The sequence below is a fragment of the Pseudomonas sp. FP1740 genome (genome assembly GCF_030687165.1).
In the GTDB taxonomy this organism is placed as follows: domain Bacteria; phylum Pseudomonadota; class Gammaproteobacteria; order Pseudomonadales; family Pseudomonadaceae; genus Aquipseudomonas.
The window spans coordinates 6213295-6236496 of the sequence record NZ_CP117461.1 but is presented as its reverse complement, the minus strand read 5'-3'; the positions used below and the strand labels follow the sequence as shown (position 1 = coordinate 6236496).

27 protein-coding genes are annotated in these 23202 nt (G+C 60.8%); 10 read left to right on the top strand and 17 right to left on the bottom strand.

Features of this window, described 5'->3' with window-relative positions:
* Nucleotides 1-63 precede the first annotated feature (63 nt).
* Both PSH69_RS28130 and PSH69_RS28125 read right to left on the bottom strand, forming a co-directional pair.
* Nucleotides 64-609: a twin-arginine translocation pathway signal protein gene (locus tag PSH69_RS28130; protein WP_305410411.1), complete on the bottom strand. Its 546-nt coding sequence runs from the start codon at nt 607-609 to the stop codon at nt 64-66.
* A gap of 28 nt (nt 610-637) precedes the next feature.
* Entirely contained in the window at nt 638-2068 is a 1431-nt protein-coding gene (locus PSH69_RS28125; RefSeq protein WP_305410410.1) for a coniferyl aldehyde dehydrogenase, read from the bottom strand.
* A 146-nt stretch (nt 2069-2214) separates the two neighbouring features.
* Between PSH69_RS28125 and PSH69_RS28120 the strand changes: the two genes are divergently transcribed.
* Together PSH69_RS28120 and PSH69_RS28115 are read left to right on the top strand one after the other, a co-directional pair.
* Complete coding sequence (locus PSH69_RS28120; RefSeq protein WP_018928685.1) at nt 2215-2886, top strand: TetR/AcrR family transcriptional regulator; 672 nt, start codon at nt 2215-2217, stop codon at nt 2884-2886.
* A 33-nt stretch (nt 2887-2919) separates the two neighbouring features.
* The gene (locus tag PSH69_RS28115; protein ID WP_111452984.1) at nt 2920-3774 is read left to right on the top strand and encodes a sulfurtransferase; all 855 of its coding nucleotides are present in this window, start codon (nt 2920-2922) and stop codon (nt 3772-3774) included.
* Nucleotides 3775-3828: 54 nt separating this feature from the next.
* Here PSH69_RS28115 and PSH69_RS28110 read toward each other — a convergent pair whose 3' ends face one another.
* From PSH69_RS28110 to PSH69_RS28090, 5 genes are all read right to left on the bottom strand, one after another.
* Nucleotides 3829-4665 (bottom strand): AraC family transcriptional regulator, encoded by an 837-nt coding sequence (locus PSH69_RS28110; protein ID WP_019580601.1) that lies wholly within the window; start codon nt 4663-4665, stop codon nt 3829-3831.
* 3 nt (nt 4666-4668) lie between these two features.
* On the bottom strand, nt 4669-5679 hold the full coding sequence (locus tag PSH69_RS28105; protein WP_305410409.1) for a hydrolase: 1011 nt from the start codon (nt 5677-5679) through the stop codon (nt 4669-4671).
* Nucleotides 5680-5752: 73 nt separating this feature from the next.
* Nucleotides 5753-6364, bottom strand: a complete 612-nt coding sequence (rsmD, locus tag PSH69_RS28100) for a 16S rRNA (guanine(966)-N(2))-methyltransferase RsmD (RefSeq protein WP_018928689.1) — start codon at nt 6362-6364, stop codon at nt 5753-5755.
* Nucleotides 6364-7854 (bottom strand): pitrilysin family protein, encoded by a 1491-nt coding sequence (locus PSH69_RS28095; protein WP_305410408.1) that lies wholly within the window; start codon nt 7852-7854, stop codon nt 6364-6366. Before PSH69_RS28095 ends, rsmD begins: the two co-directional genes overlap by 1 nt.
* Nucleotides 7847-9202: a pitrilysin family protein gene (locus PSH69_RS28090; RefSeq protein ID WP_305410407.1), complete on the bottom strand. Its 1356-nt coding sequence runs from the start codon at nt 9200-9202 to the stop codon at nt 7847-7849. Before PSH69_RS28090 ends, PSH69_RS28095 begins: the two co-directional genes overlap by 8 nt.
* 343 nt (nt 9203-9545) lie before the next feature.
* Between PSH69_RS28090 and ftsY the strand changes: the two genes are divergently transcribed.
* The 4 genes from ftsY to rpoH all read left to right on the top strand — a co-directional run bounded on the left by ftsY (nt 9546) and on the right by rpoH (nt 13712).
* Nucleotides 9546-11054 (top strand): signal recognition particle-docking protein FtsY, encoded by a 1509-nt coding sequence (gene ftsY, locus PSH69_RS28085; protein ID WP_305410405.1) that lies wholly within the window; start codon nt 9546-9548, stop codon nt 11052-11054.
* Nucleotides 11051-11722 carry a cell division ATP-binding protein FtsE gene (ftsE, locus tag PSH69_RS28080; protein WP_018928694.1) on the top strand — a complete coding sequence of 224 codons (672 nt, stop codon included), beginning with the start codon at nt 11051-11053 and terminating at the stop codon, nt 11720-11722. Before ftsY ends, ftsE begins: the two co-directional genes overlap by 4 nt.
* On the top strand, nt 11719-12744 hold the full coding sequence (ftsX, locus tag PSH69_RS28075) for a permease-like cell division protein FtsX (RefSeq protein ID WP_018928695.1): 1026 nt from the start codon (nt 11719-11721) through the stop codon (nt 12742-12744). Before ftsE ends, ftsX begins: the two co-directional genes overlap by 4 nt.
* 113 nt (nt 12745-12857) lie before the next feature.
* Nucleotides 12858-13712: an RNA polymerase sigma factor RpoH gene (gene rpoH, locus PSH69_RS28070; RefSeq protein ID WP_007897890.1), complete on the top strand. Its 855-nt coding sequence runs from the start codon at nt 12858-12860 to the stop codon at nt 13710-13712.
* Nucleotides 13713-13811: 99 nt separating this feature from the next.
* Here the strand turns inward: rpoH and mtgA are convergent, their stop codons facing one another.
* Nucleotides 13812-14534, bottom strand: coding sequence for a monofunctional biosynthetic peptidoglycan transglycosylase (gene mtgA, locus PSH69_RS28065; protein WP_305410404.1), 723 nt, complete (start codon nt 14532-14534; stop codon nt 13812-13814).
* Between the two features lie 74 nt (nt 14535-14608).
* Here mtgA and PSH69_RS28060 point away from each other — a divergent pair, with 74 nt between their 5' ends.
* From PSH69_RS28060 to trmB, 4 genes are all read left to right on the top strand, one after another.
* On the top strand, nt 14609-14980 hold the full coding sequence (locus PSH69_RS28060) for a DUF423 domain-containing protein (RefSeq protein ID WP_019580607.1): 372 nt from the start codon (nt 14609-14611) through the stop codon (nt 14978-14980).
* Nucleotides 14981-15070: 90 nt separating this feature from the next.
* Nucleotides 15071-15271: a sulfur carrier protein ThiS gene (gene thiS, locus PSH69_RS28055; RefSeq protein ID WP_181150639.1), complete on the top strand. Its 201-nt coding sequence runs from the start codon at nt 15071-15073 to the stop codon at nt 15269-15271.
* A gap of 63 nt (nt 15272-15334) precedes the next feature.
* Nucleotides 15335-16129, top strand: a complete 795-nt coding sequence (locus PSH69_RS28050) for a thiazole synthase (protein WP_305410403.1) — start codon at nt 15335-15337, stop codon at nt 16127-16129.
* A gap of 9 nt (nt 16130-16138) precedes the next feature.
* The gene (gene trmB / locus PSH69_RS28045; protein WP_305410402.1) at nt 16139-16864 is read left to right on the top strand and encodes a tRNA (guanosine(46)-N7)-methyltransferase TrmB; all 726 of its coding nucleotides are present in this window, start codon (nt 16139-16141) and stop codon (nt 16862-16864) included.
* A 137-nt stretch (nt 16865-17001) separates the two neighbouring features.
* Here trmB and PSH69_RS28040 read toward each other — a convergent pair whose 3' ends face one another.
* From PSH69_RS28040 to proC, 9 genes are all read right to left on the bottom strand, one after another.
* A complete protein-coding gene (locus tag PSH69_RS28040; protein ID WP_305410401.1) occupies nt 17002-17325 on the bottom strand; it encodes a DUF3392 domain-containing protein in 324 nt (107 codons plus the stop codon).
* Between the two features lie 9 nt (nt 17326-17334).
* Nucleotides 17335-18537, bottom strand: a complete 1203-nt coding sequence (gene hemW / locus PSH69_RS28035; RefSeq protein WP_305410400.1) for a radical SAM family heme chaperone HemW — start codon at nt 18535-18537, stop codon at nt 17335-17337.
* Nucleotides 18534-19130, bottom strand: coding sequence for an RdgB/HAM1 family non-canonical purine NTP pyrophosphatase (gene rdgB / locus PSH69_RS28030; RefSeq protein WP_007939349.1), 597 nt, complete (start codon nt 19128-19130; stop codon nt 18534-18536). Before rdgB ends, hemW begins: the two co-directional genes overlap by 4 nt.
* Entirely contained in the window at nt 19127-19561 is a 435-nt protein-coding gene (locus tag PSH69_RS28025) for a DUF4426 domain-containing protein (RefSeq protein WP_305410399.1), read from the bottom strand. Before PSH69_RS28025 ends, rdgB begins: the two co-directional genes overlap by 4 nt.
* A gap of 26 nt (nt 19562-19587) precedes the next feature.
* The gene (gene metW / locus PSH69_RS28020; RefSeq protein WP_007939351.1) at nt 19588-20208 is read right to left on the bottom strand and encodes a methionine biosynthesis protein MetW; all 621 of its coding nucleotides are present in this window, start codon (nt 20206-20208) and stop codon (nt 19588-19590) included.
* A gap of 7 nt (nt 20209-20215) precedes the next feature.
* Nucleotides 20216-21355: a homoserine O-acetyltransferase gene (locus tag PSH69_RS28015; protein ID WP_019580611.1), complete on the bottom strand. Its 1140-nt coding sequence runs from the start codon at nt 21353-21355 to the stop codon at nt 20216-20218.
* A 96-nt stretch (nt 21356-21451) separates the two neighbouring features.
* A complete protein-coding gene (locus PSH69_RS28010) occupies nt 21452-21745 on the bottom strand; it encodes a DUF167 domain-containing protein (RefSeq protein ID WP_018928703.1) in 294 nt (97 codons plus the stop codon).
* Nucleotides 21746-21749: 4 nt separating this feature from the next.
* Nucleotides 21750-22340: a YggT family protein gene (locus tag PSH69_RS28005; protein ID WP_305410398.1), complete on the bottom strand. Its 591-nt coding sequence runs from the start codon at nt 22338-22340 to the stop codon at nt 21750-21752.
* Between the two features lie 10 nt (nt 22341-22350).
* A complete protein-coding gene (gene proC, locus PSH69_RS28000; protein ID WP_305410397.1) occupies nt 22351-23169 on the bottom strand; it encodes a pyrroline-5-carboxylate reductase in 819 nt (272 codons plus the stop codon).
* Between the last annotated feature and the right edge of the window lie 33 nt (nt 23170-23202).

Sequence of the window (23202 nt, the reverse complement as noted above, 5' to 3'; positions counted from 1 at the left end):
TCTTGTTGTTATGTTTTGGGTGCGATGGTGAGGCGGCTTGCCCGCGAAAGGGACGCCACGGTTTCAGACCGTAGGCGGCCCCGGATACCCACAATGCACCCAAGATTCCGCTCGGCTGTACCACGCCATCATCACCATTTGCAGCAACGAGCTATGGCCCATGCGCAGCAAGCTCAGCGAGCTGTTTTCCCAGCGATCGAGAAAGTGCCGGATATCCTCGCCGCTGGCGTTTTCCCAGCTGCCCCAGATCCCGGTCAGTGGGCCGCGGGTGATGCTCATCCCCAGCACATCGAACAATTGCCGGGTCAGCTTGAGCATTTCCGCAGACAGGTGATCGAGGCTGTAATCCAGGCTCTTGAGGGTGCCTTCGACGGCGGCCGGCATTTTCTCGACGATCACGGCACCGTCGAGCATTACCGGGATCAGTGCCCGCAGAAACAACAGGTCACCGCTGCGCAGAGTCGCGAAACCGCTGGCCGCCGTGCTCGACGAGCAGCCGCTGAGGCTCGCGCCTAATCCTGCCGTGGCCAGAAAAGCGCTGGCGCCCAGGCTGAATTTAAGCAGGCCGCGCCGTGACAGCGCGGGTGTGTCGGACAGGCTTGGGCTCATTATTGTTATTACCCGGCGGTGTTGATCGTTAGCGAATAAACAGCTTCTGGATCAGTTTCTGAATGGATTTGCCGTACGGCGGATAGATCAGCTTTGCCGCATTGAAACGCTGTTTGATCAGCACTCCCTTGGCCTTGCTGAAGGTCAGGAAGCCCTCATGGCCGTGGTAGTGGCCCATGCCCGAGGCGCCGATGCCGCCGAACGGCATGTCGTCCTGGGCGACGTGCAGCAAGGTGTCGTTGAGGCAAACGCCACCGGAATGGGTTTCGTGGAGAACGCGGCTTTGCTCGCGCTTGTCGTAGCCGAAGTAATACAGCGCCAGCGGACGAGGCCGTTGGTTGATGTAGGCAAACGCTTCATCGAGGTCCTTGTACGGCACGATCGGCAGCAGCGGGCCGAAGATTTCGTCCTGCATCACCGTCATGTCGTCGCTGACGTTGAGCAGCAGGCTATGACCCATGCGCCGGCCCTGGCCCTGATCGAACAGCGGAATCAGCAGCGCGCCCTTGCTGGTAGCGTCGCTGAGGTAGCCGTTGAGCCGCGCCAGTTGTCGGTCATTGATGATGGCGGTGTAGTCCGGATTGTCGGCCAGGGTCGGATAAAACCCGCGAACTGCCTGGCGATAGGCTTCGACGAAAGAGCCGACGCGGTCTTCGGGCACCAACACGTAGTCCGGGGCGACACAGGTTTGCCCGGCGTTGAGGGTCTTGCCGAAAGCGATGCGCTCGGCGGCATCCTTGAGCGGCACGTCGCGGGAAACGATTGCCGGGGACTTGCCGCCCAGTTCGAGGGTCACCGGGGTCAGGTTCTCGGCGGCGGCGCGCATCACGTGTTTGCCGATGCTGGTGGCGCCGGTGAACAGCAGGTGATCGAAGCGCAGCCGGGAGAATGCCACGCCAATATCGGCCTCGCCGAGCACCACGCAAACCAGGTCTTGAGGGAATATCCGCCCCAGCAATTCCTTGAGCAGCAAACCGGTGGCGGGGGTCGATTCGCTGAGTTTGAGCATCACCCGGTTACCCGCCGACAACGCTCCCACCAGTGGCCCGATGGCCAGATATAGCGGATAGTTCCACGGCACGATCACCCCGACCACGCCCAGCGGTTGATAAACGACTTTGGCCGACGCGGGTTGAAAGGCGATGCCGACTTTACGCCGTGAGGTTTTCATCCAGCCTTTGAGATGCTGGCTGGCGTAGTGAATGCCGTGCAGGCTGGGCATCAATTCGGCGAGCAGGGTTTCGTCGGCGCTGCGGTGGCTGAAATCCTGGCTGATGGCGTCGATCAAGGCCTGGCGCTCATTGCTCAACAGGTCCCGCAATACCTTTAGCCATTGCTGGCGCTGAGCCGCGGGTGGCATCGGGTTGCCTGCATACGCGGCGCGTTGAGCATCGAACAGGGTTTGGAGCTCGTCCAGAGGCTGCTGCAAGTTCTTCAGGTAGGCGATGTCAGCAGGCATGGTCGGCTCCGGATTTATTGTAATGAGGGGACTTTTAGAGTCCATGCTCTAAAAAGTCAAATGACATCCTGACGCAGCTTTGTTTTATCCACCCACGGATAGGTCGTAAGATGCCCGTCACCGCACTCTGAATTAAAGCTCAAGCCATGGCCCCTCGGATCAAAACCAGCGAGCGCATCGTGCAAAACAGCCTGGAGCTGTTCAATCAGCAGGGCGAGCGCAGCATCAGCACCAACCACATTGCTGCCCACATGGAGATTTCTCCGGGCAACCTGTACTACCACTTCCCCAACAAGCAGGCGATCATCGCTGTACTGTTCAGTGAGTACGAAAGCCTGGTGGACAGCTTCCTGCGCCCACCCCAGGGCCGCGCCGCGACGGTCGAAGACAAGCGCTTCTACCTCAAGGAATTGCTCGCCGCCATGTGGCGCTACCGGTTTTTGCATCGCGACCTCGAGCACTTGCTCGATAGCGATCCCGAGCTGGCCGCCCGTTACCGGCGCTTTTCCCAGCGCTGTCTGATCCAGGGCACCGCCATTTACGAAGGGTTCGTCGCCGCTGGCATCCTGAACATGGATAAGGTTCAGATCGAGTCCCTGACGCTGAACGCCTGGATCATCCTCACGTCGTGGGTACGGTTTCTGTGTACCACGCGGGAAAACTCCAACCACTTGAGCGAACAGGCTATTAAGCGCGGCGTGTATCAGGTGTTGGTGCTTGAGGCCGGGTTCGTCACCGATCAATCGCGCGACGCGGTAAATGCGCTGTTCGACGAATTTTACGTGCCACTGGCCCAGGCGCTGGAAGAAGTGCATTAGGATTCAAGACCGACAACATCACAGGAGCCCGTTATGCCCATTGCGCAACTGATCAGCCCGCAAGCGTTGGACCTGAAAAAGGAGACCCCGGGGCTGGTGATTCTGGATTGTCGTTTTGCCCTCGAAGACCCGGATTACGGTCAGCGCAGTTATGCCGAAGGGCATATTGCCGGGTCGAGTTTTGCCGATCTCGAGCGTGATCTGAGCGGGGCGGTGGTCAAGGGGGTTACCGGGCGTCATCCGTTGCCTGAGCCCGAAAAGCTGATCGAGCGCCTGCAAGCCTGGGGCATCAATGCCGACAGCGAAGTGGTTTTGTACGATGACGGTCCTGGTGCCTACGCGGCGCGGGCCTGGTGGTTGCTGGCCTGGCTGGGCAAGCGCGATGGTGTGTTCATTCTCGATGGCGGGCTGAAGGCCTGGCACGCCGCCGGATTGCCCCTGAGTCTTGATCCGCCGTCGATCAATCGCGGTACCTTCACCGGGACGCCGGATGCTTCGCTGGTGCTCAGCGCCAAACAGCTCCAGAAACGTCTCGGTCAGCCCGCGTTGACCCTGCTCGACGCCCGCGCCATGCCGCGCTTCAAGGGTGAAGTGGAGCCAATCGATCCGATTGCCGGGCACATTCCCGGCGCACAATGCGCCGCGTTCACCGAAAACCTGGGCAGCGACGGGCGTTTTCTGCCAGCCGATCAGCTCAAGCAGCGGTTTGCCGCGAAGCTCGGTGATCGTTCGCCGACGGAGCTGGTCGCGTATTGCGGTTCCGGCGTGACGGCCTGCCACAACCTGTTCGCCCTGTGCCTGGCGGGTTATCCGTTGGGGGCGTTGTATGCCGGTTCGTGGAGCGAGTGGATCAACGACCCCGCGCGAGGCGTCGCCACCGGCGAGTAAGCGCAGAGCCAATGTGGGGGCTGGCTGGCTCTCACATTTGGATCTTTGGTGTCATCAACCGGGTAACTGCCGCGCGCTGCGATACGCCCCCGGTCCAACGCCATAAACCTGCTTGAATTGCCGGCTCAGATGGCTCTGGTCGGCAAAACCCAGTTGCGTCGCGACTTCCAGCGGCAGGCAGCCGTCCTGTAACAACGCCCGTGCCCGAGCGATACGCTGCTGCATCAGCCAAGCGTGCGGCGGCATGCCGGTGGCGCGGCGGAACACCCGGGCGAAGTGGAAGGGGGACAGGTTCACCGTCGCCGCCAGTTCTTCCAGCGAGGGCGGCGCCGCCAATTGCGATTGCAGCCGTTCTTTGGCCAAGGTCACCGCGCGGTGTTCCTTGCCGGGTTTGCCGGCGATTGGGACGGCTGCGTGGCGTTGCAACAGCGACAACATCATTTCCCGCCAGACCGTTTGCTGCTGCAGGGCCGTGGACGGACTTTCCAGCAGTCGATGCAGTTGGCAGAACCCCCTCACCAGATCCGGGTCGCGGTACAGCGTGGCGCCAAACACCGGCAAGGTGTCGCTCGGCAGTTCTAGCTCTTCCAGCAGCGAGAGAATTTGCCCGCTGTCGGGATAAAACGCCCGGTACAACCAACCGTCTTCCGTACCTTTGTGGCCAGTGTGCAGTTCATCCGGGTTGATCAGCACCAGCGTGCCGCTGCCCGCCAAATGCTCGGCACCGCGATAGCGATAACGCTGGGCGCCGGCCATGATCATGCCGATCACATAGCCGTCATGCACATGCGGGGCGAAACGGTGTTCGATGTAGCGCGCGGACAACAACTCGACCCCGGCCAGCGGTGCCGTTTGCCAGAAGTGGATCGACTCGCCCTGATCGACTTCCACTGTTTACTTGCGCCCTGTGGCGGCCAGCCATTGGGGAATACGCCGTTCCAGGTAGTAACCCGGTTGCCTGAACGAGCCCTCGACGAAACCGACATGCCCGCCCTTGGCCTGCAGCTCGAATTGAGTGCTGGCGGACAATTCGTCGGCTTGCGGCAGGCTATGCGGAAACACAAACGGATCGTCAGCCGCCTGGATAATCAGGGTCGGCGTGCGAATCTCTCCAAGGAAATAACGACTCGAAGCGCGACGATAGTAATCCGCGGCATCGGCGAAACCATTGAGCGGTGCGGTGACCCGGCCGTCGAAATCCCAGAAGGTGCGCAAGTTCTCCAAAGAGCCCAGCGCCTCCAATGCCGCCAGGCCAACCTCATGGCCCTCATGCTGGAATCTGCGTTGTTTGTTCTTGATGTAGGCGACCATCTCTCGCATGAAATGCGCTTGGTAGAACTGGGAAAAACCCTGGCTGATACGATCGGCACAGTGATCGAGGCGAAACGGCACCGACACTGCCACTGCACCGAGTACACCGCTGTTGCTGCCGGTTTCACCCAGATGCTTGAGCAACACGTTACCGCCCATGGAATAACCAACCGCATACAGCGGCGCGAGGGGGCGTTGGGTGCGCAGGTGCCTGATGGTTTCCGCCAAATCTTCACTGGCCCCGGAATGGTAACTGCGCGGCAACAGATTGGGCTCGCCGGAGCAACCTCGCCAGTTCAGCGCGACGCTGGCCCAACCCTGCGCACCCAGCGCTTTCTGCATGCCGGCCACATAAGGTGAATTCGACGAGCCGGTCAGGCCGTGCAACACCAGCACCAACGGTGCATTCGCGCTGTGGGGGGCGTGCCAGTCCAGGTCCAGGAAATCGCCATCTTCAAGCCACAATCGCTCGCGCTCACGCTCGATATGCGTGGTTTTGCGCCATAGCGGTCCCCACAAGGTTTGTAAGTGCGGATTACCCAGGCCGTAGGCGGGCGTGAAGGCAGGGGTGAAACGTTCTGGCAGATGGGACACGATTGCTCTCGATGCTGCGGCGCGTACCCGCAGCGTTAGCTGACTGAGCTTCGCACCGTTTTCTCAGGCCGGACTAGCCGGCGATCCCTGCCATACGTTGCCACAACGCGTAGTACACCCGTCCCGATTTTTGCTCCCGATGCAGGCGCCAATTTTCTGGCAAACCCAATATCGACGGTGCGCTTTCGCTTTCAGTGTAGACCCACGCATCGTCGGCCAGCCAATGACGTTCTTCGAGCAGAGTGCAAACCACAGGCAACAGATTCTGATTGAACGGCGGGTCGAGGAACACCAGGTCGAACGCCGTGGCAGGTTGGGTTTCCAGATAGCGCAAGGCGTCGGCAGTCTGTACCTGGCCGTTGGTGCAGCGCAGGGTGCCCAGATGTTCTTTCAGGCTGGACACCGCGATGTTGCTGGCGTCCAGCGCCTGACCCATGGCCGCGCCACGGGACAAGGCTTCCAGAAACAGCGCGCCGCTGCCGGCAAACGGATCGAGCACCTTGGCCCCGGCGACGTAAGGCGCGAGCCAGTTGAACAGGGTTTCACGCACCCGGTCCGGCGTCGGGCGCAGGCCCGGAGCATCCGGGAAGCTCAGCTTTCGGCTGCGCCATTCGCCACCAATGATGCGCAGTTGGTTCACACCGTTATGCACGTTATGGACAGGTTTTTTTGGGCGAGTGGCCATTAATGCTCCGGGACCCCGAGCGGTTGCTCGGCGGGTTTGTCAGTAGGGGCCGGCAACGGCTTTTGTGGCACGGTCGGGCCAGCGCTGACGATGACCAGCTTGTCCGTGCTCAGGTGTTTGTTCAGTGCGGTTTTGACTTGCTCGACGGTCAGGCTCTGGGACTGTTGCATGAAGTCTTCCAGGTAGCTCAGAGGCAAGTTGTAGAAACCCATGGCACCGATCTGGCCGACGATATCGGCGTTGCTGGCGGTGGACAGTGGGAAGCTGCCGGCCAGTTCACGCTTGGCGTCGTCGAGTTCTTTCTCGGTGGGGCCGGTCTTAAGGTAGTCGGCGAGCACATCCTGCACCAGTTTCAGGGTGCCTTCGCTCATCTCGGCGCGGGTTTGCAGGTTGATCATGAACGGGCCACGAGCCTGCATCGGGCTGAAACCCGAATACACGCCATACGACAAGCCACGCTTCTCGCGCACTTCGCTCATCAGCCGGGTGCCGAAACCGCCGCCGCCAAGAATCTGGTTGCCCATGGACAGCGCTGCGTAATCCGGATCGTCACGGTCGATACCCAGTTGCGCGATCATCAGGTTGGTCTGTTTGGACGGAAACTCGATGTGGCCGATGCTGGGCTTGGGGTCGGTCGGTTGTTCGATTTTCGCCAGGGCCGAGCCTTTGGGCAGGTCGGCGGACACCTGGGCGGCAACTGCCTCGGCCTCGGTGCGCGACAGGTCGCCTACCAGCGCAATCACCACGTTGCCGGCGGCGTAGGCTTTCTGATGGAAGGCTCGCAACTGCGCCAGGGTAATCGGGGGAATACTCTTGGCTGTGCCGTCGCTGGAGTGTGCGTACGGGTGATCGCCATACAAGCGGTTCATCAGCTCCAGGCTGGCGAGTTTGCCGGGGTTCTGTTTCTGGTATTCGAAGCCGGCGAGCATCTGGTTCTTGATGCGCGCAAACGAGTCGGCGGGGAAGGTCGGCTTGCCGACAACTTCAGCGAACAGCTTCAAGGCAGGCTCGCGTTTGTCCACGGCACTGAGGCTGCGCAGGGAGGCAAGCGCCATGTCCTTGTACGCGCCGTTGCTGAAGTCAGCCCCCAATCCTTCGAAGCCCTGAGCGATGGCGCCGACATCTTTGCCGGCCACACCTTCGTTGAGCATGGCGTTGGTCAGCAATGCCAGGCCGGGTGCATCGCCGTCCTGGCTGCTGCCGGCGGCGAAGATCAGGCGCATGTCGAACATCGGCAGTTCACGGGCTTCGACGAACAATACCTTGGCGCCTTCGGCGGTATTCCAGGTCTGCACGTTCAGCGAGCGATGGCTTGGGGCCTTGCCGTCGAGTTCGGCCAGCGATTGCAGCTTTTGGCTGGACTTGGCCTTGTCGAGGGCTTCGCTGGCGTTGGACTCGTCGGGTTTTGACAGATAGAAGGCGGCAGACCCGATCAGTGCAACAGCGATCAGGCCGATCAGGGCCAGACGCGACTTTTTACGCTCACTCATGAGTCGTCTCCTGTGGCAGTACATGGGCGACGCTGAGACGTTCGCGGGTGAAATACAGCTTGGCGGCCTTCTGGATGTCTTGCGGGGTCACGCTTTCCAGGTCGGCGAGTTCGGTGTCCATCAGTTTCCAGGACAGGCCGACGGTTTCCAGCTGACCGATGGCGGTGGCCTGGCTGGTGATCGAGTCACGCTCAAAGACCAGACCGGCAATCACTTGCGCTCGTACCCGCTCCAGTTCTTCAGTGGATGGCGCGGTGGTTTTCAGTTGTTCGAGCAGTTTCCACAGGCCGGCTTCAGCCTGGGCCATGGTTTTCTTCTTCTGGGTGTTCGGCGTGGCCGACAATGTGAACAGACTGTCGCCACGGGTGTAGGCGTCATAGCTCGACGAGCCGCCGGACACCAGCTCTTCGCCGCGTTCCAGTTGCGTCGGGATGCGACCGCTGTAGCCGCCGTCGAGCAGGGCGGAAATCAGGCGCAGGGCGCTCACCGAGCGTTTGTCTTCGGCGGTGGCAATGCTCGGCACGTTGAAGGCCAGCATCAGGCTCGGCAATTGGGTCTGCACATGCAGGGTGATCTTGCGTTCGCCGGGCTCAGCCAGCTCCAGCGGGATTTTCGCCGGTGGCACGTCGCGCTTGGCGATCGGGCCGAAGTAACGCTGGGCCAGGGTTTTGACTTCGTCCGGGGTCACATCGCCGACCACCACCAGAGTGGCGTTGTTCGGCACATACCAGGACTGGTACCAATGGCGCAGTTCTTCGACTTTCATGCGGTCGAGGTCGGCCATCCAGCCGATAGTCGGCGTGTGGTAGCCGCTGGCGGGGTAGGCCATGGCCATGAAGCGTTCGTAGGCCTTGGACATCGGCTTGTCGTCGGTGCGCAGGCGACGCTCTTCTTTGATCACCTCGATTTCGCGGGTGAACTCGTCGGCCGGCAGGCGCAGGTTGGCCATGCGGTCGGCTTCCAGTTCGAAGGCCACGCCCAGGCGGTCGCGGGCCAGCACCTGGTAATACGCGGTGAAGTCGTCGCTGGTGAAAGCGTTCTCTTCCGCGCCAAGGTCGCGCAGGATCAGCGAGGCTTCGCCGGGGCCGACTTTCTCGCTGCCCTTGAACATCATGTGTTCCAGCGCATGGGACAGCCCAGTCTGGCCTGGGGTCTCGTAGCTCGAGCCGACCTTGTACCAGATTTGAGAAACGACGACCGGTGCGCGATGGTCTTCGCGCACGACAACCTTCAGGCCGTTGTCGAGGGTGAATTCGTGGGTCGGTTGTGGGTCGGCAGCCAAGGCTGAGAGGGGCAGACAAACTGTGCTGAGCAGCAGGCCTGCAGCGCGGCGGGCTAGAGCATTCATTCGTTTTTAAACCTGTTGGGCTGCCCGCTGGTCTTAGCGTCGGCGGGCGAGAGGGTGCTAGGATACTGATCCGTTTTACTGGCGGCCACGCCTATCAGGCCTTTGATCGGCTTGCAGGTTGCATGGGTTACCGGCAGAAACTTTGAGTTTGTCAGCTAAACTCTGCGTTTTCGCCGACGATGCCGTTCCAGTCCTTCGTATTAGTCGACCCTTGAGGCGCCGTTGGCTCCTCGACAAAATGTTGCGCGTGAACAAGCTGGATGAATCGCAGTCTGTTCAGCATCGAATTTTTATTTGCCGAGGCGCCTATTGGCGCGTCGCTACCGTGAGATAGCCGTCCTCCATGTTTGGTTCCAACGACGACAAGAAGACCCCAGCTGCGGCTGGTGAGAAGAAAAGCCTGTTCGGATGGCTGCGCAAAAAGCCGCAGGAACCCGTTGTCGAACAGCCACAGCCACTTTCTGAGCCAACCCCGGCACCGGTTATAGAGCAAAAGCCTGCGCCGATTGCCGAGCCGGTGCTGCAACCTGCGGCCGCGCTCGTACCTGAAACCGCAGTCGCGGCCCCATTGCCGCTGACGCCAGTTGCCACGCCGTGGCTGACTTTGCCGGTAGCGGAAGAGCCGGTGGCGCTGGTTGAAGATGAGCAAGCGCCGCACATCACTCCACCGATTCCGGCTCCGACTGCGTTTGCTCCAGAGCCGGTTCAGGCGCCAGTGGTTGAGCCGGCAGCCGTTGCGCCCGTGTTCGTGGCCGAACCTGTTCCAGTGGTTCCAGAGCCTGCAGTGCCAGCATTTGTTGCTCCGGTGGCTCCGGTGGCTCCGGTTGCTCCAGCGCCTGCGCCCGTCATCGCTCCTGTTGCCGCCACTCCGGTTGCACCCCTCGAAACTCCAGTCGAGCCTGTGCGTACCGAAGAGACCAAAGCCGGTTTCTTCGCCCGTCTCAAGCAAGGCCTGTCCAAGACCAGCGCCAGCATTGGCGAGGGCATGGCCAGCCTGTTCCTCGGCAAGAAAACCATTGATGACGAACTGCTCGAAGACATCGAAACCCGTCTGCTGACCGCCGATGTCGGCGTCGAAGCGACGTCGGTGATCATTCAGCGGCTGACTCAGAAAGTCGCGCGCAAGGAGCTGGCCGATGCCGACGCGCTGTACAAATCCCTGCAAGCCGAATTGGCAGCGATGCTCAAACCGGTCGAGCAGCCGCTGAAAATCACCTCGCAGAACAAGCCGTTCGTGATTCTGGTGGTCGGCGTCAACGGTGCCGGCAAAACCACCACCATCGGCAAGCTGGCGAAGAAGCTGCAACTGGAAGGCAAGAAAGTCATGCTCGCCGCTGGTGACACCTTCCGCGCCGCGGCGGTCGAGCAACTGCAGGTCTGGGGCGAGCGCAACAAGATCCCGGTGATCGCCCAGCACACTGGCGCCGACTCGGCTTCGGTAATCTTCGACGCCGTGCAGGCCGCCAAGGCCCGTGGCATTGATGTGTTGATCGCCGACACCGCCGGTCGCTTGCACACCAAAGACAATTTGATGGAAGAGTTGAAGAAGGTTCGCCGGGTGATCGGCAAGCTCGACGCCGACGCGCCTCATGAGGTGCTGTTGGTGCTCGATGCCGGTACCGGCCAGAACGCCATCAACCAGGCCAAGCAATTCAACCAGACCGTCGAACTGACCGGCCTGGCGCTGACCAAACTCGACGGCACCGCCAAGGGTGGGGTGATTTTCGCCCTGGCCAAGCAGTTTGGCTTGCCGATCCGTTACATCGGCGTTGGTGAAGGCATCGACGATTTGCGTACTTTTGAAGCAGAACCCTTTGTCCAGGCATTGTTTGCCGAGCGGGAGCGTTCATGATTCGTTTCGAACAGGTCGGTAAACGCTACCCGAACGGTCACGTCGGCTTGCATGAGCTGAGCTTTCGAGTCCGTCGGGGCGAATTCTTGTTTGTCACCGGCCATTCCGGCGCCGGTAAAAGCACCTTGTTGCGGCTGTTGCTGGCCATGGAACGTCCGACCACCGGCAAATTGCTGCTGGCCGGGCAAGACCTGAGCACCATCAGCAACGCACAGATTCCGTTCCTGCGCCGACAGATCGGCGTGGTGTTCCAGAACCACCAGTTGCTGTTCGATCGCACGGTGTTCAATAACGTCGCGTTGCCGTTGCAGATCCTTGGCCTGTCCAAGGCCGAAGTCGTCAAGCGCGTGGACTCGGCCTTGGAGCGCGTGGCGCTCTCGGACAAAACCGATCTCTACCCTGGCGACCTGTCTACCGGCCAGCAACAGCGCGTCGGCATCGCTCGCGCCATCGTTCACCGCCCGGCCTTGCTGCTGGCGGATGAACCGACCGGTAACCTCGACCCGCGTCTGGCGGCAGAAATCATGGGCGTGTTCGAAGACATCAACCGCCTGGGCACCAGCGTGCTGATCGCCAGTCACGACCTGGCGCTGATTGCCCGCATGCGTCATCGCATGCTGACCCTGCAGCGTGGTCGATTGATCGGCGACGGGGAGGCCGGCGTATGAGTGCGACACGTAGCCCCAAGGTTTCCGAGCGTGTGGCCCCGAAGGCCGCCGATCCGCAACCACAGCAGAAGAAAAAACGCGACGATGACGATGGCCCGGATTTCGCCACGCTGTTCCGCGCCTGGATCGAAAGTCATCGTGCCAGTTTGCTGGACAGCTTGCGTCGCTTGGGCAAGCACCCGATCGGCAGTTTTTTCACCTGCATGGTGATGGCGGTGGCCCTGAGCTTGCCGATGGGGCTGTCACTTTTGCTGAATAACGTCGAGCGTCTCGGTGGCTCCTGGCAGCGTGCGGCGCAGATTTCCCTGTACCTGCAACTTGAGGCCAGCCCTGCCGAGGGTGAGTCGTTGCGTGAGCAGATCAAAGGCATGCCGGGGGTAGCGGATGCCGAATACGTGGGCCGCGATCAGGCACTGGAAGAGTTCCAGCAGCAGTCCGGTCTGGGCGAAGCCCTTAAGGAACTGCCGGAAAACCCGCTGCCAGGCGTGGTTCTGGTGACTCCGAAAGAGGTCGACAAGCCTGCGCTTGAAGCATTACGACAAAAACTTTCCGAGTTGCCGAAGGTACAACAGGCGCAACTTGATCTAGTCTGGGTCGAGCGTCTGGCGGCCATCCTCAAGCTGGGCGACCGTTTTGTCTTCGGTCTGACCGTGCTTTTGGTTTCTGCATTACTTTTGGTGATAGGCAATACCATTCGTCTTCATATTGAAAACCGCCGCACAGAGATAGAAGTGATTAAACTCGTCGGCGGCACGGACAGTTATGTGCGCAGGCCCTTTCTGTACATGGGCGCGCTATATGGCTTCGGTGCGGGGATTCTTTCCTGGGGCGTATTGGCGTTCGGCCTGAACTGGCTGAACGACGCGGTGGTTGGACTGGCCGGTTTGTACGGCAGTGATTTTGCGCTGGCCGGAGTGCCAGTTGCCGACGGTCTGTCGCTCTTGCTTGGCGCGGTGCTGTTGGGGTATATCGGTGCATGGATTGCAGTCGCACGCCACCTGCGGGAGCTTGCGCCAAAGTAATATCATTTTGCTCGTATTGACCTTTCAGCGTTTATGGGAACTTGTTTTTTGGTTTCCGGTCAATTTTCGCAGTGCTGAACTGCACGAGTTATGTAAGTCGGAGGTTTTTTCGTATGACCAATTCTTTGCAGCCTGCATATGCTCTGGTCCCGGGTGCGAACCTGGAGGCCTATGTGCACACGGTGAACAGCATTCCATTGCTGACGCCGGAGCAGGAGCGTGAACTGGCCGAGAGTCTCTATTATGAGCAGGATTTGGGGGCGGCTCGGCAGATGGTGCTCGCCCACCTGCGTTTTGTCGTACACATTGCCCGTAGCTATTCCGGTTACGGCCTGGCCCAGGCTGACCTGATCCAGGAAGGCAACGTCGGCCTGATGAAAGCGGTCAAGCGTTTCAACCCGGAAATGGGTGTGCGCCTGGTGTCCTTTGCGGTGCACTGGATCAAGGCGGAAATCCACGAGTTCATCCTGCGCAACTGGCGGATCGTCAAAGTCGCGACCACCAAGGCTCAGCGCAAGCTGTTCTTCAACCTGCGCAGCCAGAAGAAACGTCTGGCCTGGCTGAACAACGAGGAAGTCCATCGTGTGGCGGAAAGCCTCGGTGTAGAGCCGCGGGAAGTGCGCGAGATGGAAAGTCGCCTGACCGGCCATGACATGGCCTTCGACCCGGCCGCGGAAGCGGACGACGACAGTGCCTTCCAATCGCCGGCCAACTACCTGGAAGACCACCGGTACGATCCGGCTCGTCAACTGGAAGACGCCGACTGGAGCGACAACTCCAACCACAACCTGCACGAAGCGCTTGAAGTGCTGGACGACCGCAGCCGCGACATCCTCTACCAGCGCTGGCTGGCAGAAGAAAAAGCCACGCTGCACGACCTGGCGCAGAAGTACAACGTGTCGGCCGAGCGTATTCGTCAGCTCGAGAAGAGCGCGATGAACAAGCTCAAGTTGTCGATCGCTGCGTAACCCGCGCGAAGGCAATAAAAAACGCCCCGATCATTGATCGGGGCGTTTTTGTTTCTGCCCAATTTCCGGTTTAGCGTCGACCTTGTGGGATCTTCGGTGTCATTGAGCCCATGGCGCCCGGCGGGAATCGTTAAGGTCGACCAGATAGCTGTCCCCGCCCAACTGATTCATCTGCTGGCGAATCCACCCCGCCCGCCTTGCAACGTAAGAAGTCGGATGGCTGGCACTCCACACCCGCGGGTTTGGCAGTACCGCGGCCAGCAAACTTGCCTGCTGCCGGGACAGCGAACCAGCGCCCACGCCAAAGTGATGCCGGGCCGCCGCTTCGGCGCCGAACACACCTTCATCCCACTCGACGCTATTGAGGTATACCTCAAGAATCCGCTGCTTGGGCCAGAACACTTCGATCAGCCCGGTAAACCAGGCTTCCAGGCCTTTACGCAGCCAGCTGCGGCCAGACCACAGAAACAGGTTTTTCGACACTTGCTGGCTCAGGGTGCTGGCGCCGCGAATCGAGCCGCCGCGCTCGTTATGTGCAAACGCCGCCTGAATCGCGCTGAAATCAAAGCCCCAATGCTCGGCAAACTTCTGGTCTTCACCGGCAATCACCGCGACTTTCAGGTCGTCGGAGATTTCATCCCAGGGTTTCCAGGTGCGTTGCAGATCGATGGGCTCGCCGTCGACCCAGGATTCGATCTTGCGCTCGACCATCAACGCCGTGCCTGGTGGCGGCACCACCCGAAACAGCAGAACCAGCAAAACACTGCCGGCCGCGAACCAGAGCAGGGCCTTTGTGAAACGACGGAAAATTAACTGCAGCATAGAGATGGCTTGGCCGAACCCGTTGAGCCGGCCATTATACAGACCCTGCTGATCGAGTCTGACTGGAGTTCTTCATGCTGCGTGGCTTTCTGATGCTGGCCGCTTTCTTCGGCTTCACCGGCGTTGCCTTGGGCGCATTCGCTGCCCACGGCCTGAAAAACCGCCTGACGCCTGAGTATTTGGCGATTTTCCACACGGGCGTCACTTATCAACTGGTGCATACCCTGGCGTTGCTGGGTGTGGCGCTGCTGGCCACGCAGATTCCCGGTCGTCTGATTACCTGGGCCGGCGCGTCTTTTGCTCTCGGCATTGTGTTGTTTTCCGGCAGCCTGTACCTGCTGACGATGACCGGCGTCAGCAAGCTCGGGATCGTTACACCGTTCGGCGGTCTCGCGTTTCTGGTCGGCTGGGTTTGCCTGGGGCTTGCCGCCTGGCGGCTGAGCTGACCACGCAGTCCATTTCGTGACGAATGGCTTGGGTCGCCAAGTCTGATCGGGCTAGAATGCCAGCCCCTAAAAATGATGGCGGCATTCGGCATGCGCATTCAGTTGAACGGCGAATCCCTTGAACTGCCCGACGGTGAAACCGTTGCGGCCCTGCTGACCCGTCTGGAACTGACCGGGCGTCGGGTGGCGGTCGAGCTCAATCTGGATATCGTCCCGCGCAGCCAGCACGCAGACACCACCTTGAATGAGGGTGACTCCGTAGAAGTCGTGCACGCCATCGGCGGCGGCTAGCCGCCCGGCCCGAGCGGCCACAGAATCATTGTGCAAGAACCTCACCCCAACAGAGGATTTCCCATGAGCATCGTTCGTAGCGACAAGCCTTTCGTCCTGGCCGGTCGTACTTACCAGTCGCGTTTGCTGGTAGGCACCGGCAAGTACCGTGACATGGAAGAAACCCGCCTGGCCGTCGAGGCTTCGGGTGCCGAGATTGTCACCTTCGCCGTGCGCCGGACCAACCTCGGCCAGAACCCGGGCGAACCGAACCTGCTCGAAGTCCTGTCGCCGGATCGCTACACCTTCCTGCCGAACACTGCCGGTTGCTACGACGCCATTGAAGCCGTGCGCACCTGCCGCCTGGCCCGTGAGCTGCTCGACGGCCACAACCTGGTGAAGCTGGAAGTGCTGGCGGATCAGAAAACCCTGTTCCCCAACGTGATCGAAACCCTCAAGGCCGCCGAAGTGCTGGTCAAGGAAGGTTTCGACGTGATGGTGTACACCAGCGATGATCCGATCATTGCCCGTCAACTGGCGGAAATCGGCTGTATCGCGGTCATGCCGCTGGCTGGTCTGATCGGCTCGGGCCTGGGGATCTGCAACCCGTACAACCTGCAGATCATCCTCGAAGAGGCGAAAATTCCGGTGCTGGTGGATGCCGGTGTCGGTACTGCCTCCGACGCCACCATCGCCATGGAGCTGGGCTGTGAAGCGGTGCTGATGAACTCGGCCATCGCCCATGCCCAGCAGCCGATCATGATGGCTGAAGCCATGAAACACGCCATCGTGGCAGGTCGTCTGGCCTACCTCGCCGGCCGCATGCCGAAAAAACTCTATGCCAGCGCCTCCTCGCCGCTGGATGGTCTGATCAAGTAAGAGCCATTGATGACTGAATCACACGACACGCCTATCCAGCAGGAAGAAGGCGAAGAGCGCCAACACCGCCGTATCAAGAGTTTCGTGATGCGCGCCGGGCGCATGACCGAAGGCCAGCAACGCGGCCTGGAGCAGGGCGCTCCGCTGTTCGTACTGCCTCTGGCCGATGCGCCGGTGGATTTCGACCAGGTGTTCGGCCGTTCGGCGCCGCGCTCGCTGGAAATCGGTTTCGGCATGGGCCATTCGCTGCTGGAAATGGCCGCGGCTTCGCCGGAGCAGGATTTCATTGGCGTTGAGGTTCACCGTCCAGGTGTCGGCGCGCTGCTCAATGGCGTGCTGACCCAGGGCCTGACCAACCTGCGTGTCTACGATTGCGATGCGATCGAAGTGCTCAACCGTTGCATCGCCGACAACAGCCTCGACCGCCTGATGCTGTTTTTCCCGGATCCGTGGCACAAGAGCCGTCACCACAAGCGTCGTATCGTTCAGGCATCGTTCGCTGAACTGGTGCGTAGCAAGCTGAAGGTCGGCGGTGTGTTGCACATGGCCACCGACTGGGAACCGTACGCCGAGTACATGCTGGAAGTGATGAACGTCGCCCCGGGCTATCGCAACCTCGCCGAAGACGGCAAATGCGTGCCGCGCCCGGCCGAACGCCCGATCACCAAGTTCGAACGCCGCGGCGAACGGCTTGGCCATGGCGTGTGGGATCTGAAGTTCGAGAAGCAGTCCTAAGCGTGTATTGATCGTTGTGATCGTTCCCACGCTCCGCGTGGGAATGCCTCAACGGACGCTCCGCGTTCGGCTCTGAATGGGACGCGGAGCGTCCCTGGCTGCGTTCCCACGCAGAGCGTGGGAACGATCATCAGCACTCAGCGGCGGTCGGCTACGACGCCAATCAACACCAGCACCACCAACAGCACCGGCGCCAGGCTGTAGTTGTTGAACTGGCTCAAGCCTTTGATGATCCATGGCGTGGCATAGATCAGCGCCACGCCGCTGCCGACCATGCACAGCAGGGCCATCAGCGGGATGCGCAAGGCGCCGGCGATGCTGCCCAGGCGTTGGTCGACCCAGCCTTTGATATCGGCGCCAAAAAGCACCAGCAAACAGCCCACCAGCGCCAGAGAAATTTCCGACAGGTTGCTACGGCTCCAGCGGGACACGGTGGCGAGCAGGTCGAGTACCAGATCCATTCGATTTCCTTATGTCAGAAAAGTCTGCAGCAAGTCATTGAGAAAGAGTTGTCCGCGCATCGTGGCTGCCAGACGTGACGGTTCGACCTGCAACAAGCCACTTTGTTCGGCCTCGCGGCGGCCTTCGGCAAGGCTTTCCAGGGGCATCCCGGTGCGCTCCGTATACAACCGCGCTTCGACGCCCTCGGTCAGGCGCAAGGCGTTCATCAGGAACTCGAACGGCAGTTCTTCGTTGGTCAGCGCTTTCTCGCCAGCCTTGAAGCTTTTGGCCGGATTGAGGTAATCCTTCGGCAGGCGAGTCTTCCAGGTGCGTACGATGCGCCCGTCCGGATGGCTGAGCTTGCCGTGGGCACCGGCGCCGATGCCGATGAAGTCGCCGAAACTCCAGTAATTGAGGTTATGCCGCGCCGGACGGCCGGGCTGGGCATAGGCCGAGACTTCGTACTGCGCGTAACCGTGCTCGGCCAACAGCGCCTGGCCGGCCTCTTGAATGTCCCACAGGGCGTCATCTTCCGGCAGCGTCGGCGGCTGGTTCCAGAACACCGTGTTCGGCTCCAGGGTCAGCTGATACCAGGACAGGTGCGTCGGCTTCAGGGCGATGGCCTGGCGCAGGTCGCTCAGGGCATCGTCCAGAGTCTGATCGGGCAAACCGTGCATCAGGTCCAGATTGAAGTTGTCGAAGCCAGCCTGGCGCGCCATGTCGGCGGCACGCACGGCTTCATCGCCGTTGTGGATCCGCCCCAGCGCCTTGAGTTTTTCTTCCTGAAAGCTCTGGATACCGATCGACAGGCGATTGATGCCCAGCGCCCGGTAAGCGCGGAATTTCTCCTGCTCGAACGTTCCTGGGTTGGCTTCCAGGGTGATTTCTATGTCGCTGGCAAACGGAATACGTTGCTCGACACCCTTGAGCAAACGGCCCAACGCCTCGGCGCTGAACAGGCTCGGCGTACCGCCACCAAAGAAGATCGAGCTCAGTTCGCGGCCATAGACCGCATGCAGGTCCTGATCGAGGTCGGCGAGCAAGGCGTCCACATACTCTTGTTCCGGCAGCACCGGGCTGGCGGTGTGGGAGTTGAAGTCGCAATAAGGGCATTTGCGTACACACCACGGGATGTGGATGTACAGCGCCAAGGGCGGCAGCACAGGCAAAGCGGCCCGAGGCGATTGCGCGCCGCCGAAGATCAGCGGCGACGCGGATGATTCAATGGTCATTTCAAGCCCAGACGCTGGCGCAGCAGATCCATTGCACGGGCGCGGTGACTGATCTGGTTCTTGTCGCTGGGCTTAAGCTCGGCGCTGGAGCACTCGCGCTCCGGCACCCAGAACAGCGGATCGTAGCCAAAACCGTGCTCACCGCTGGCCTGGGTCAGGATGCGCCCATGCCACAGGCCTTCGCAGAGGATCGGCAACGGATCGTCGGCATGACGCACCAGCGCCAACACGCAGACGAATTGCGCGCCGCGCTCCGCTTGCGGCACGTCTTTCATGACGTCGAGCAGTTTGGCGTTGTTCGCCGCATCGCCCTTGCCATCAGCATAACGGGCCGAATAGATACCCGGCGCACCGCCGAGGAAATCCACCGCCAGCCCCGAATCGTCGGCCAAGGCCGGCAGGCCGGAAATGCGCGAGGCATTGCGGGCCTTGAGAATGGCGTTTTCGACGAACGACAGGCCGGTTTCTTCAGGCTCGACGCTGCTGAACTCGCCGATCGAGCGCAAGTGCACCGATTCGCCGAGCATGGCCTGGAGTTCTTTGAGTTTGCCGGCGTTATGGCTGGCCAATACGAGTTGCGTGAAATTGATCATTCGCCGGGGAAGAGCTCTTGGTTGAAATTGATGGTGTTGATTTTGTCACCGGTCTGCACCTTGATTTCAAAGGTGCGGATTTCCTGCTGTGGCACCGGGTACTGGGCGATGTAGTAGACCGCGCCGGTTTCGGTGATCTGTTTGAATTTCAACGGGACGCTTTGGCTGGTCAGGTCTTTGACCGTCCCGCTGACTTGCGCCGTTTGCGGTTTGCCGTCCTTGAGTACCGAAATGTTGATCACGCCCAGGGTTTTACTGCGAGTCAGCTCAGCCGCTTTGGCAATGTCCGGTGTCAGGAAGGTCGAGTTGAAGGTGTTGTAGTGCACCGTCACGTCGCCAAAGGTTTCCTGGCGCTCGCCTTTGATGACGTCGGCGGCCATGGCGGTGACGCTCAGGCAGGCAGTAAGTACAAACAGCGCTAGACGACCCATGATCGTTCTCCTCGAAGTGTCGTGATTCAGACCGCGACCTTGTGGTCCGGCAGACCGGGGCTGCTGACGCGATAGATACCGATCTCACCTAACAGATTAGGCCATAGCTTACTGGCCCACCCGTGTCGATGCTGTTGATCCACGGCAAGTCGATCAATGACCTTGGCTTCACGTTCGCGACACAGCGCTTCAAAGTCTTCGAAGGTGCAGAAGTGAATGTTTGGCGTGTTGTACCAGGTGTACGGCAGAAACTCCGAAACCGGCATCCGGCCCTTGCTCGCCAGGTACCAGCGGCAGCGCCAGTGGCCGAAGTTGGGGAAGGTGATGATGCACTGGCGACCGACCCGCAGCATTTCGTCGAGGATCTTGTCCGGGTAATGCACGGCTTGCAGGGCCTGGGTCATGACCACGATGTCGAAGCTGTTGCTGGCAAAGTTGCCCAGGCCCTTGTCCAGGTCCTGCTCGATGACGTTGATGCCTTTGGCCACGCACTCGGCAATGTTGTCCGGGTCGTTTTCCAGGCCATAGCCGGTGACCTGCTTGTGGTCACGCAGCCAGGTCAGCAGCTCGCCATCACCGCAGCCGAGGTCGAGCACGCGGCTGCCGGCGGGGATCCATTCCTGGATGATTTCCAGATCGGCTCTCATGTCTTCCTCAAAGCGATATGCGGTTCATGTAATTGCTGAAGGCCTGCAAGTAACGCGGGATCGGAATCAGGAAGGCATCGTGGCCTTGCGGAGCGTCGATCTCCAGGTAGCAGACGTCTTTCCTGGCCGCCATCAGTGCGTCCACCAGCTCCCGCGAGCGGGCAGGGGAGAAACGCCAGTCGGTGGTGAAGGACATCACGCAGAACTTGGCCTTCGCGCCTTCGAAGGTTTTCGCCAGGTCGTCGTCGAAGTTCGCCGCAGGGTCGAAGTAGTCCAGCGCCTTGGTCATCAGCAGGTAGGTGTTGGCGTCGAAACGTCCGGAAAACTCCTCGCCTTGATAGCGCAGGTAGCTTTCGACCTGGAACTCGACACTGTGGAAGTCGTAGTTGAGCTTTTCGCTCTTGAGGCCGCGACCGAATTTCTCGCCCATGGAGTCATCGGACAGGTACGTGATGTGCCCGACCATTCGCGCCAGCATCAGCCCGCGCTTGGGAATCACCCCGTATTCCTGGAACGAACCGCCGTGGAACTCCGGGTCGGTGAGGATCGCCTGGCGTGCGACTTCGTTGAACGCGATGTTCTGCGCCGACAGTTTCGGTGCCGAGGCGATCGCCAGGCAGTGCCGCACGCGATCCGGGTAGGTGATGGTCCACTGCAAGGCCTGCATGCCGCCCAGACTGCCGCCGATCACCGCCGCCCATTGGCCGATGCCGAGTAGGTCGGCCAGGCGCGCCTGGCTGTGTACCCAGTCTTCCACGGTCAGTACCGGGAAGTCGGCACCGAACGGCTTGCCGGTTTCCGGATTGATGCTGCTGGGGCCGGTGGAACCGTTGCAACCGCCAAGGTTGTTCAGGCTGACCACGAAGAACTTGTTGGTGTCGATCGGTTTGCCGGGGCCGATGCAGCTGTCCCACCAACCGGGTTTGCGGTCGTCGGGGCTGTGGAAACCGGCGGCGTGATGGTGACCGGACAAGGCATGGCAGATCAGCACGGCATTGCTCGCCGTGGCGTTCAGCGTGCCATAGGTTTCATAGATCAGGTCATAAGCGGGCAGCGAACGACCGCAGGCCAGGGCCAGGGGTTCACTGAAGTGCGCCACTTGCGGCGTCACCAGACCAACAGAATCGGGGGGGAAGGCAGCTGGCATCGACCCTGCTCTCATTGAAATGAGGCGTAAGTCTAAAGACCGCTGTGGCTAGCGGCAAGCAAAGGCCGGGCCTGATTTTCCCTCGCCACATTGAGGTCAGGCCGGGCGCACCAGATCCGGCAAATCCGGCAGCTTCTTCGGCGAACAGATCCGCACCCGCTTCTGCCGGTTCAACTCGCCGCTGATCAGGCTGACCTGGCTCTTGGAAACCCCGAACGCCTTGGCCAGAAACGCCATCAGGTACGCATTGGCTTTGCCCTCGACCGGCGGCGCCGTCAGACGGATCTTCAGGCGATCACCGTGCAGCCCGCAGAAATCGTCGCTGCGGGCTGCCGGTTGCAGGTGACACTCCAGAATCAGGTCATCACCGTCCCAGCGAAAGTAGCTCACCGGGTCAGATCAGCAGACGCAGGATTTGCGGCATCATGGTCAAGGCCGCGAGGTTGTTGATCACCAGCATGTCGATCAGTTTGATCACCATGAATGCCAGGATCGGCGAGATATCCAGGCCGCCGAGGTTTGGCAGAATCTTGCGAAACGGCGCCAGGGCCGGCTCACAGATCTGGTTTACCAGTTCGGCACCAGGGTTATGGCTGCCCGGTGCGACCCAGGACAGGATCACGCTGATGATCAGGGCATAGAAGAAGATATTCAGGAACAGCGCAGTCACGCCGATCATGGACCAGATCAGCAATTGAAGCGGGTTGCCGGTGGTGCCGAAGGTCAGCAGCAGGGTCAGGGCCATCAACGCCAGTTGCACGAGGATCGCCAGCACCAGCGAGGACATGTCCAGGCCGAACAGGCTCGGGATGATCCGGCGCAGTGGCTTGAGCAGTGGCTGGGTCGCTTTTACGGCGAACTGGCACAGCGGGTTGTAGAAGTTTGCGCGCACCAGTTGCAGCACGAAACGCAGCAGCACGATCAGCAGGTACAAACTGCCGAGGGTTTGCAGCACGTAAATCGCTGCAGTGTTCAATCCAATCATGTAAGGCTCCTTATTTGCCCAGTTGTTCGGCCATCTCGGCCGAGCGGTGCGCGGCGGCGCCGAGTGCTTTTTCCACCAGGGCTTCGAAGCCGCCGGCCTGGAAGGCTTTGATCGCCGCTTCGGTGGTGCCCGCAGGCGACGTCACGCGGCGACGCAGTTCAGCGGCGTCGACATCACTGGCCACTGCCATGTGCGCGGCGCCCAGCGCGGTTTGCAGGGTCAGTTGTGCTGCGGTTTCGGGTGGCAGGCCGAGCTTCACGCCAGCGGCGGTCATGGCTTCGATCAGCAGGAAGAAATACGCAGGGCCAGAGCCGGAAACGGCGGTGACCGCGTCCAGTTGCTGTTCTTCGTCCAGCCACAAAGCGATGCCAACTGCCGACAGCAGTTCTTGGGCCTGCTGGCGTTGCTCGGCGCTCACTTGGGCCGTGGCGTACAAACCGCTCACGCCCTGGCGCACCAGCGCCGGGGTGTTGGGCATGCAGCGCACGATGGGCTGGGCACCCAGCCAGTTGTTCATGCTGGCGCAGGTGATGCCGGCCGCAATCGACACCACCAGCTGGTTCGGCTTGAGGCTTGGGCGGATGGCTTCGCAAACGGCTTTCATCGCCTGGGGCTTGACCGCCAGCACGACCACGTCCACGCCCTCGATGGCTTGGGCGTTGTCGGCAAACACTTCGATGCCGTGTTCGGCATGCACGCGGGCACGGGTTTCTTCACCCGGATCGCTGGCGCGGATCTGCGCGGCGTCCAGACCTTTGGCGCGCAGGCCGCCGATCAGGCTGGCGGCCATGTTGCCGGCTCCGATAAAGGCAATACGAGTCTTGCTCATGTCAGGTCCTTATAGAGAGGTGAGTCAGCCATG

Bases quoted from the DNA above. Each gene is read 5' to 3' on its own strand.
- PSH69_RS28130 (WP_305410411.1), bottom strand. From the start codon at position 609: ATGAGCCCAAGCCTGTCCGACACACCCGCGCTGTCACGGCGCGGCCTG.
- PSH69_RS28125 (WP_305410410.1), bottom strand. From the start codon at position 2,068: ATGCCTGCTGACATCGCCTACCTGAAGAACTTGCAGCAGCCTCTGGAC.
- PSH69_RS28120 (WP_018928685.1), top strand. From the start codon at position 2,215: ATGGCCCCTCGGATCAAAACCAGCGAGCGCATCGTGCAAAACAGCCTG.
- PSH69_RS28115 (WP_111452984.1), top strand. From the start codon at position 2,920: ATGCCCATTGCGCAACTGATCAGCCCGCAAGCGTTGGACCTGAAAAAG.
- rsmD (WP_018928689.1), bottom strand. From the start codon at position 6,364: ATGGCCACTCGCCCAAAAAAACCTGTCCATAACGTGCATAACGGTGTG.
- PSH69_RS28095 (WP_305410408.1), bottom strand. From the start codon at position 7,854: ATGAGTGAGCGTAAAAAGTCGCGTCTGGCCCTGATCGGCCTGATCGCT.
- PSH69_RS28090 (WP_305410407.1), bottom strand. From the start codon at position 9,202: ATGAATGCTCTAGCCCGCCGCGCTGCAGGCCTGCTGCTCAGCACAGTT.
- ftsY (WP_305410405.1), top strand. From the start codon at position 9,546: ATGTTTGGTTCCAACGACGACAAGAAGACCCCAGCTGCGGCTGGTGAG.
- ftsE (WP_018928694.1), top strand. From the start codon at position 11,051: ATGATTCGTTTCGAACAGGTCGGTAAACGCTACCCGAACGGTCACGTC.
- ftsX (WP_018928695.1), top strand. From the start codon at position 11,719: ATGAGTGCGACACGTAGCCCCAAGGTTTCCGAGCGTGTGGCCCCGAAG.
- rpoH (WP_007897890.1), top strand. From the start codon at position 12,858: ATGACCAATTCTTTGCAGCCTGCATATGCTCTGGTCCCGGGTGCGAAC.
- mtgA (WP_305410404.1), bottom strand. From the start codon at position 14,534: ATGCTGCAGTTAATTTTCCGTCGTTTCACAAAGGCCCTGCTCTGGTTC.
- PSH69_RS28060 (WP_019580607.1), top strand. From the start codon at position 14,609: ATGCTGCGTGGCTTTCTGATGCTGGCCGCTTTCTTCGGCTTCACCGGC.
- thiS (WP_181150639.1), top strand. From the start codon at position 15,071: ATGCGCATTCAGTTGAACGGCGAATCCCTTGAACTGCCCGACGGTGAA.
- PSH69_RS28050 (WP_305410403.1), top strand. From the start codon at position 15,335: ATGAGCATCGTTCGTAGCGACAAGCCTTTCGTCCTGGCCGGTCGTACT.
- trmB (WP_305410402.1), top strand. From the start codon at position 16,139: ATGACTGAATCACACGACACGCCTATCCAGCAGGAAGAAGGCGAAGAG.
- PSH69_RS28040 (WP_305410401.1), bottom strand. From the start codon at position 17,325: ATGGATCTGGTACTCGACCTGCTCGCCACCGTGTCCCGCTGGAGCCGT.
- hemW (WP_305410400.1), bottom strand. From the start codon at position 18,537: ATGACCATTGAATCATCCGCGTCGCCGCTGATCTTCGGCGGCGCGCAA.
- rdgB (WP_007939349.1), bottom strand. From the start codon at position 19,130: ATGATCAATTTCACGCAACTCGTATTGGCCAGCCATAACGCCGGCAAA.
- PSH69_RS28025 (WP_305410399.1), bottom strand. From the start codon at position 19,561: ATGGGTCGTCTAGCGCTGTTTGTACTTACTGCCTGCCTGAGCGTCACC.
- metW (WP_007939351.1), bottom strand. From the start codon at position 20,208: ATGAGAGCCGATCTGGAAATCATCCAGGAATGGATCCCCGCCGGCAGC.
- PSH69_RS28015 (WP_019580611.1), bottom strand. From the start codon at position 21,355: ATGCCAGCTGCCTTCCCCCCCGATTCTGTTGGTCTGGTGACGCCGCAA.
- PSH69_RS28005 (WP_305410398.1), bottom strand. From the start codon at position 22,340: ATGATTGGATTGAACACTGCAGCGATTTACGTGCTGCAAACCCTCGGC.
- proC (WP_305410397.1), bottom strand. From the start codon at position 23,169: ATGAGCAAGACTCGTATTGCCTTTATCGGAGCCGGCAACATGGCCGCC.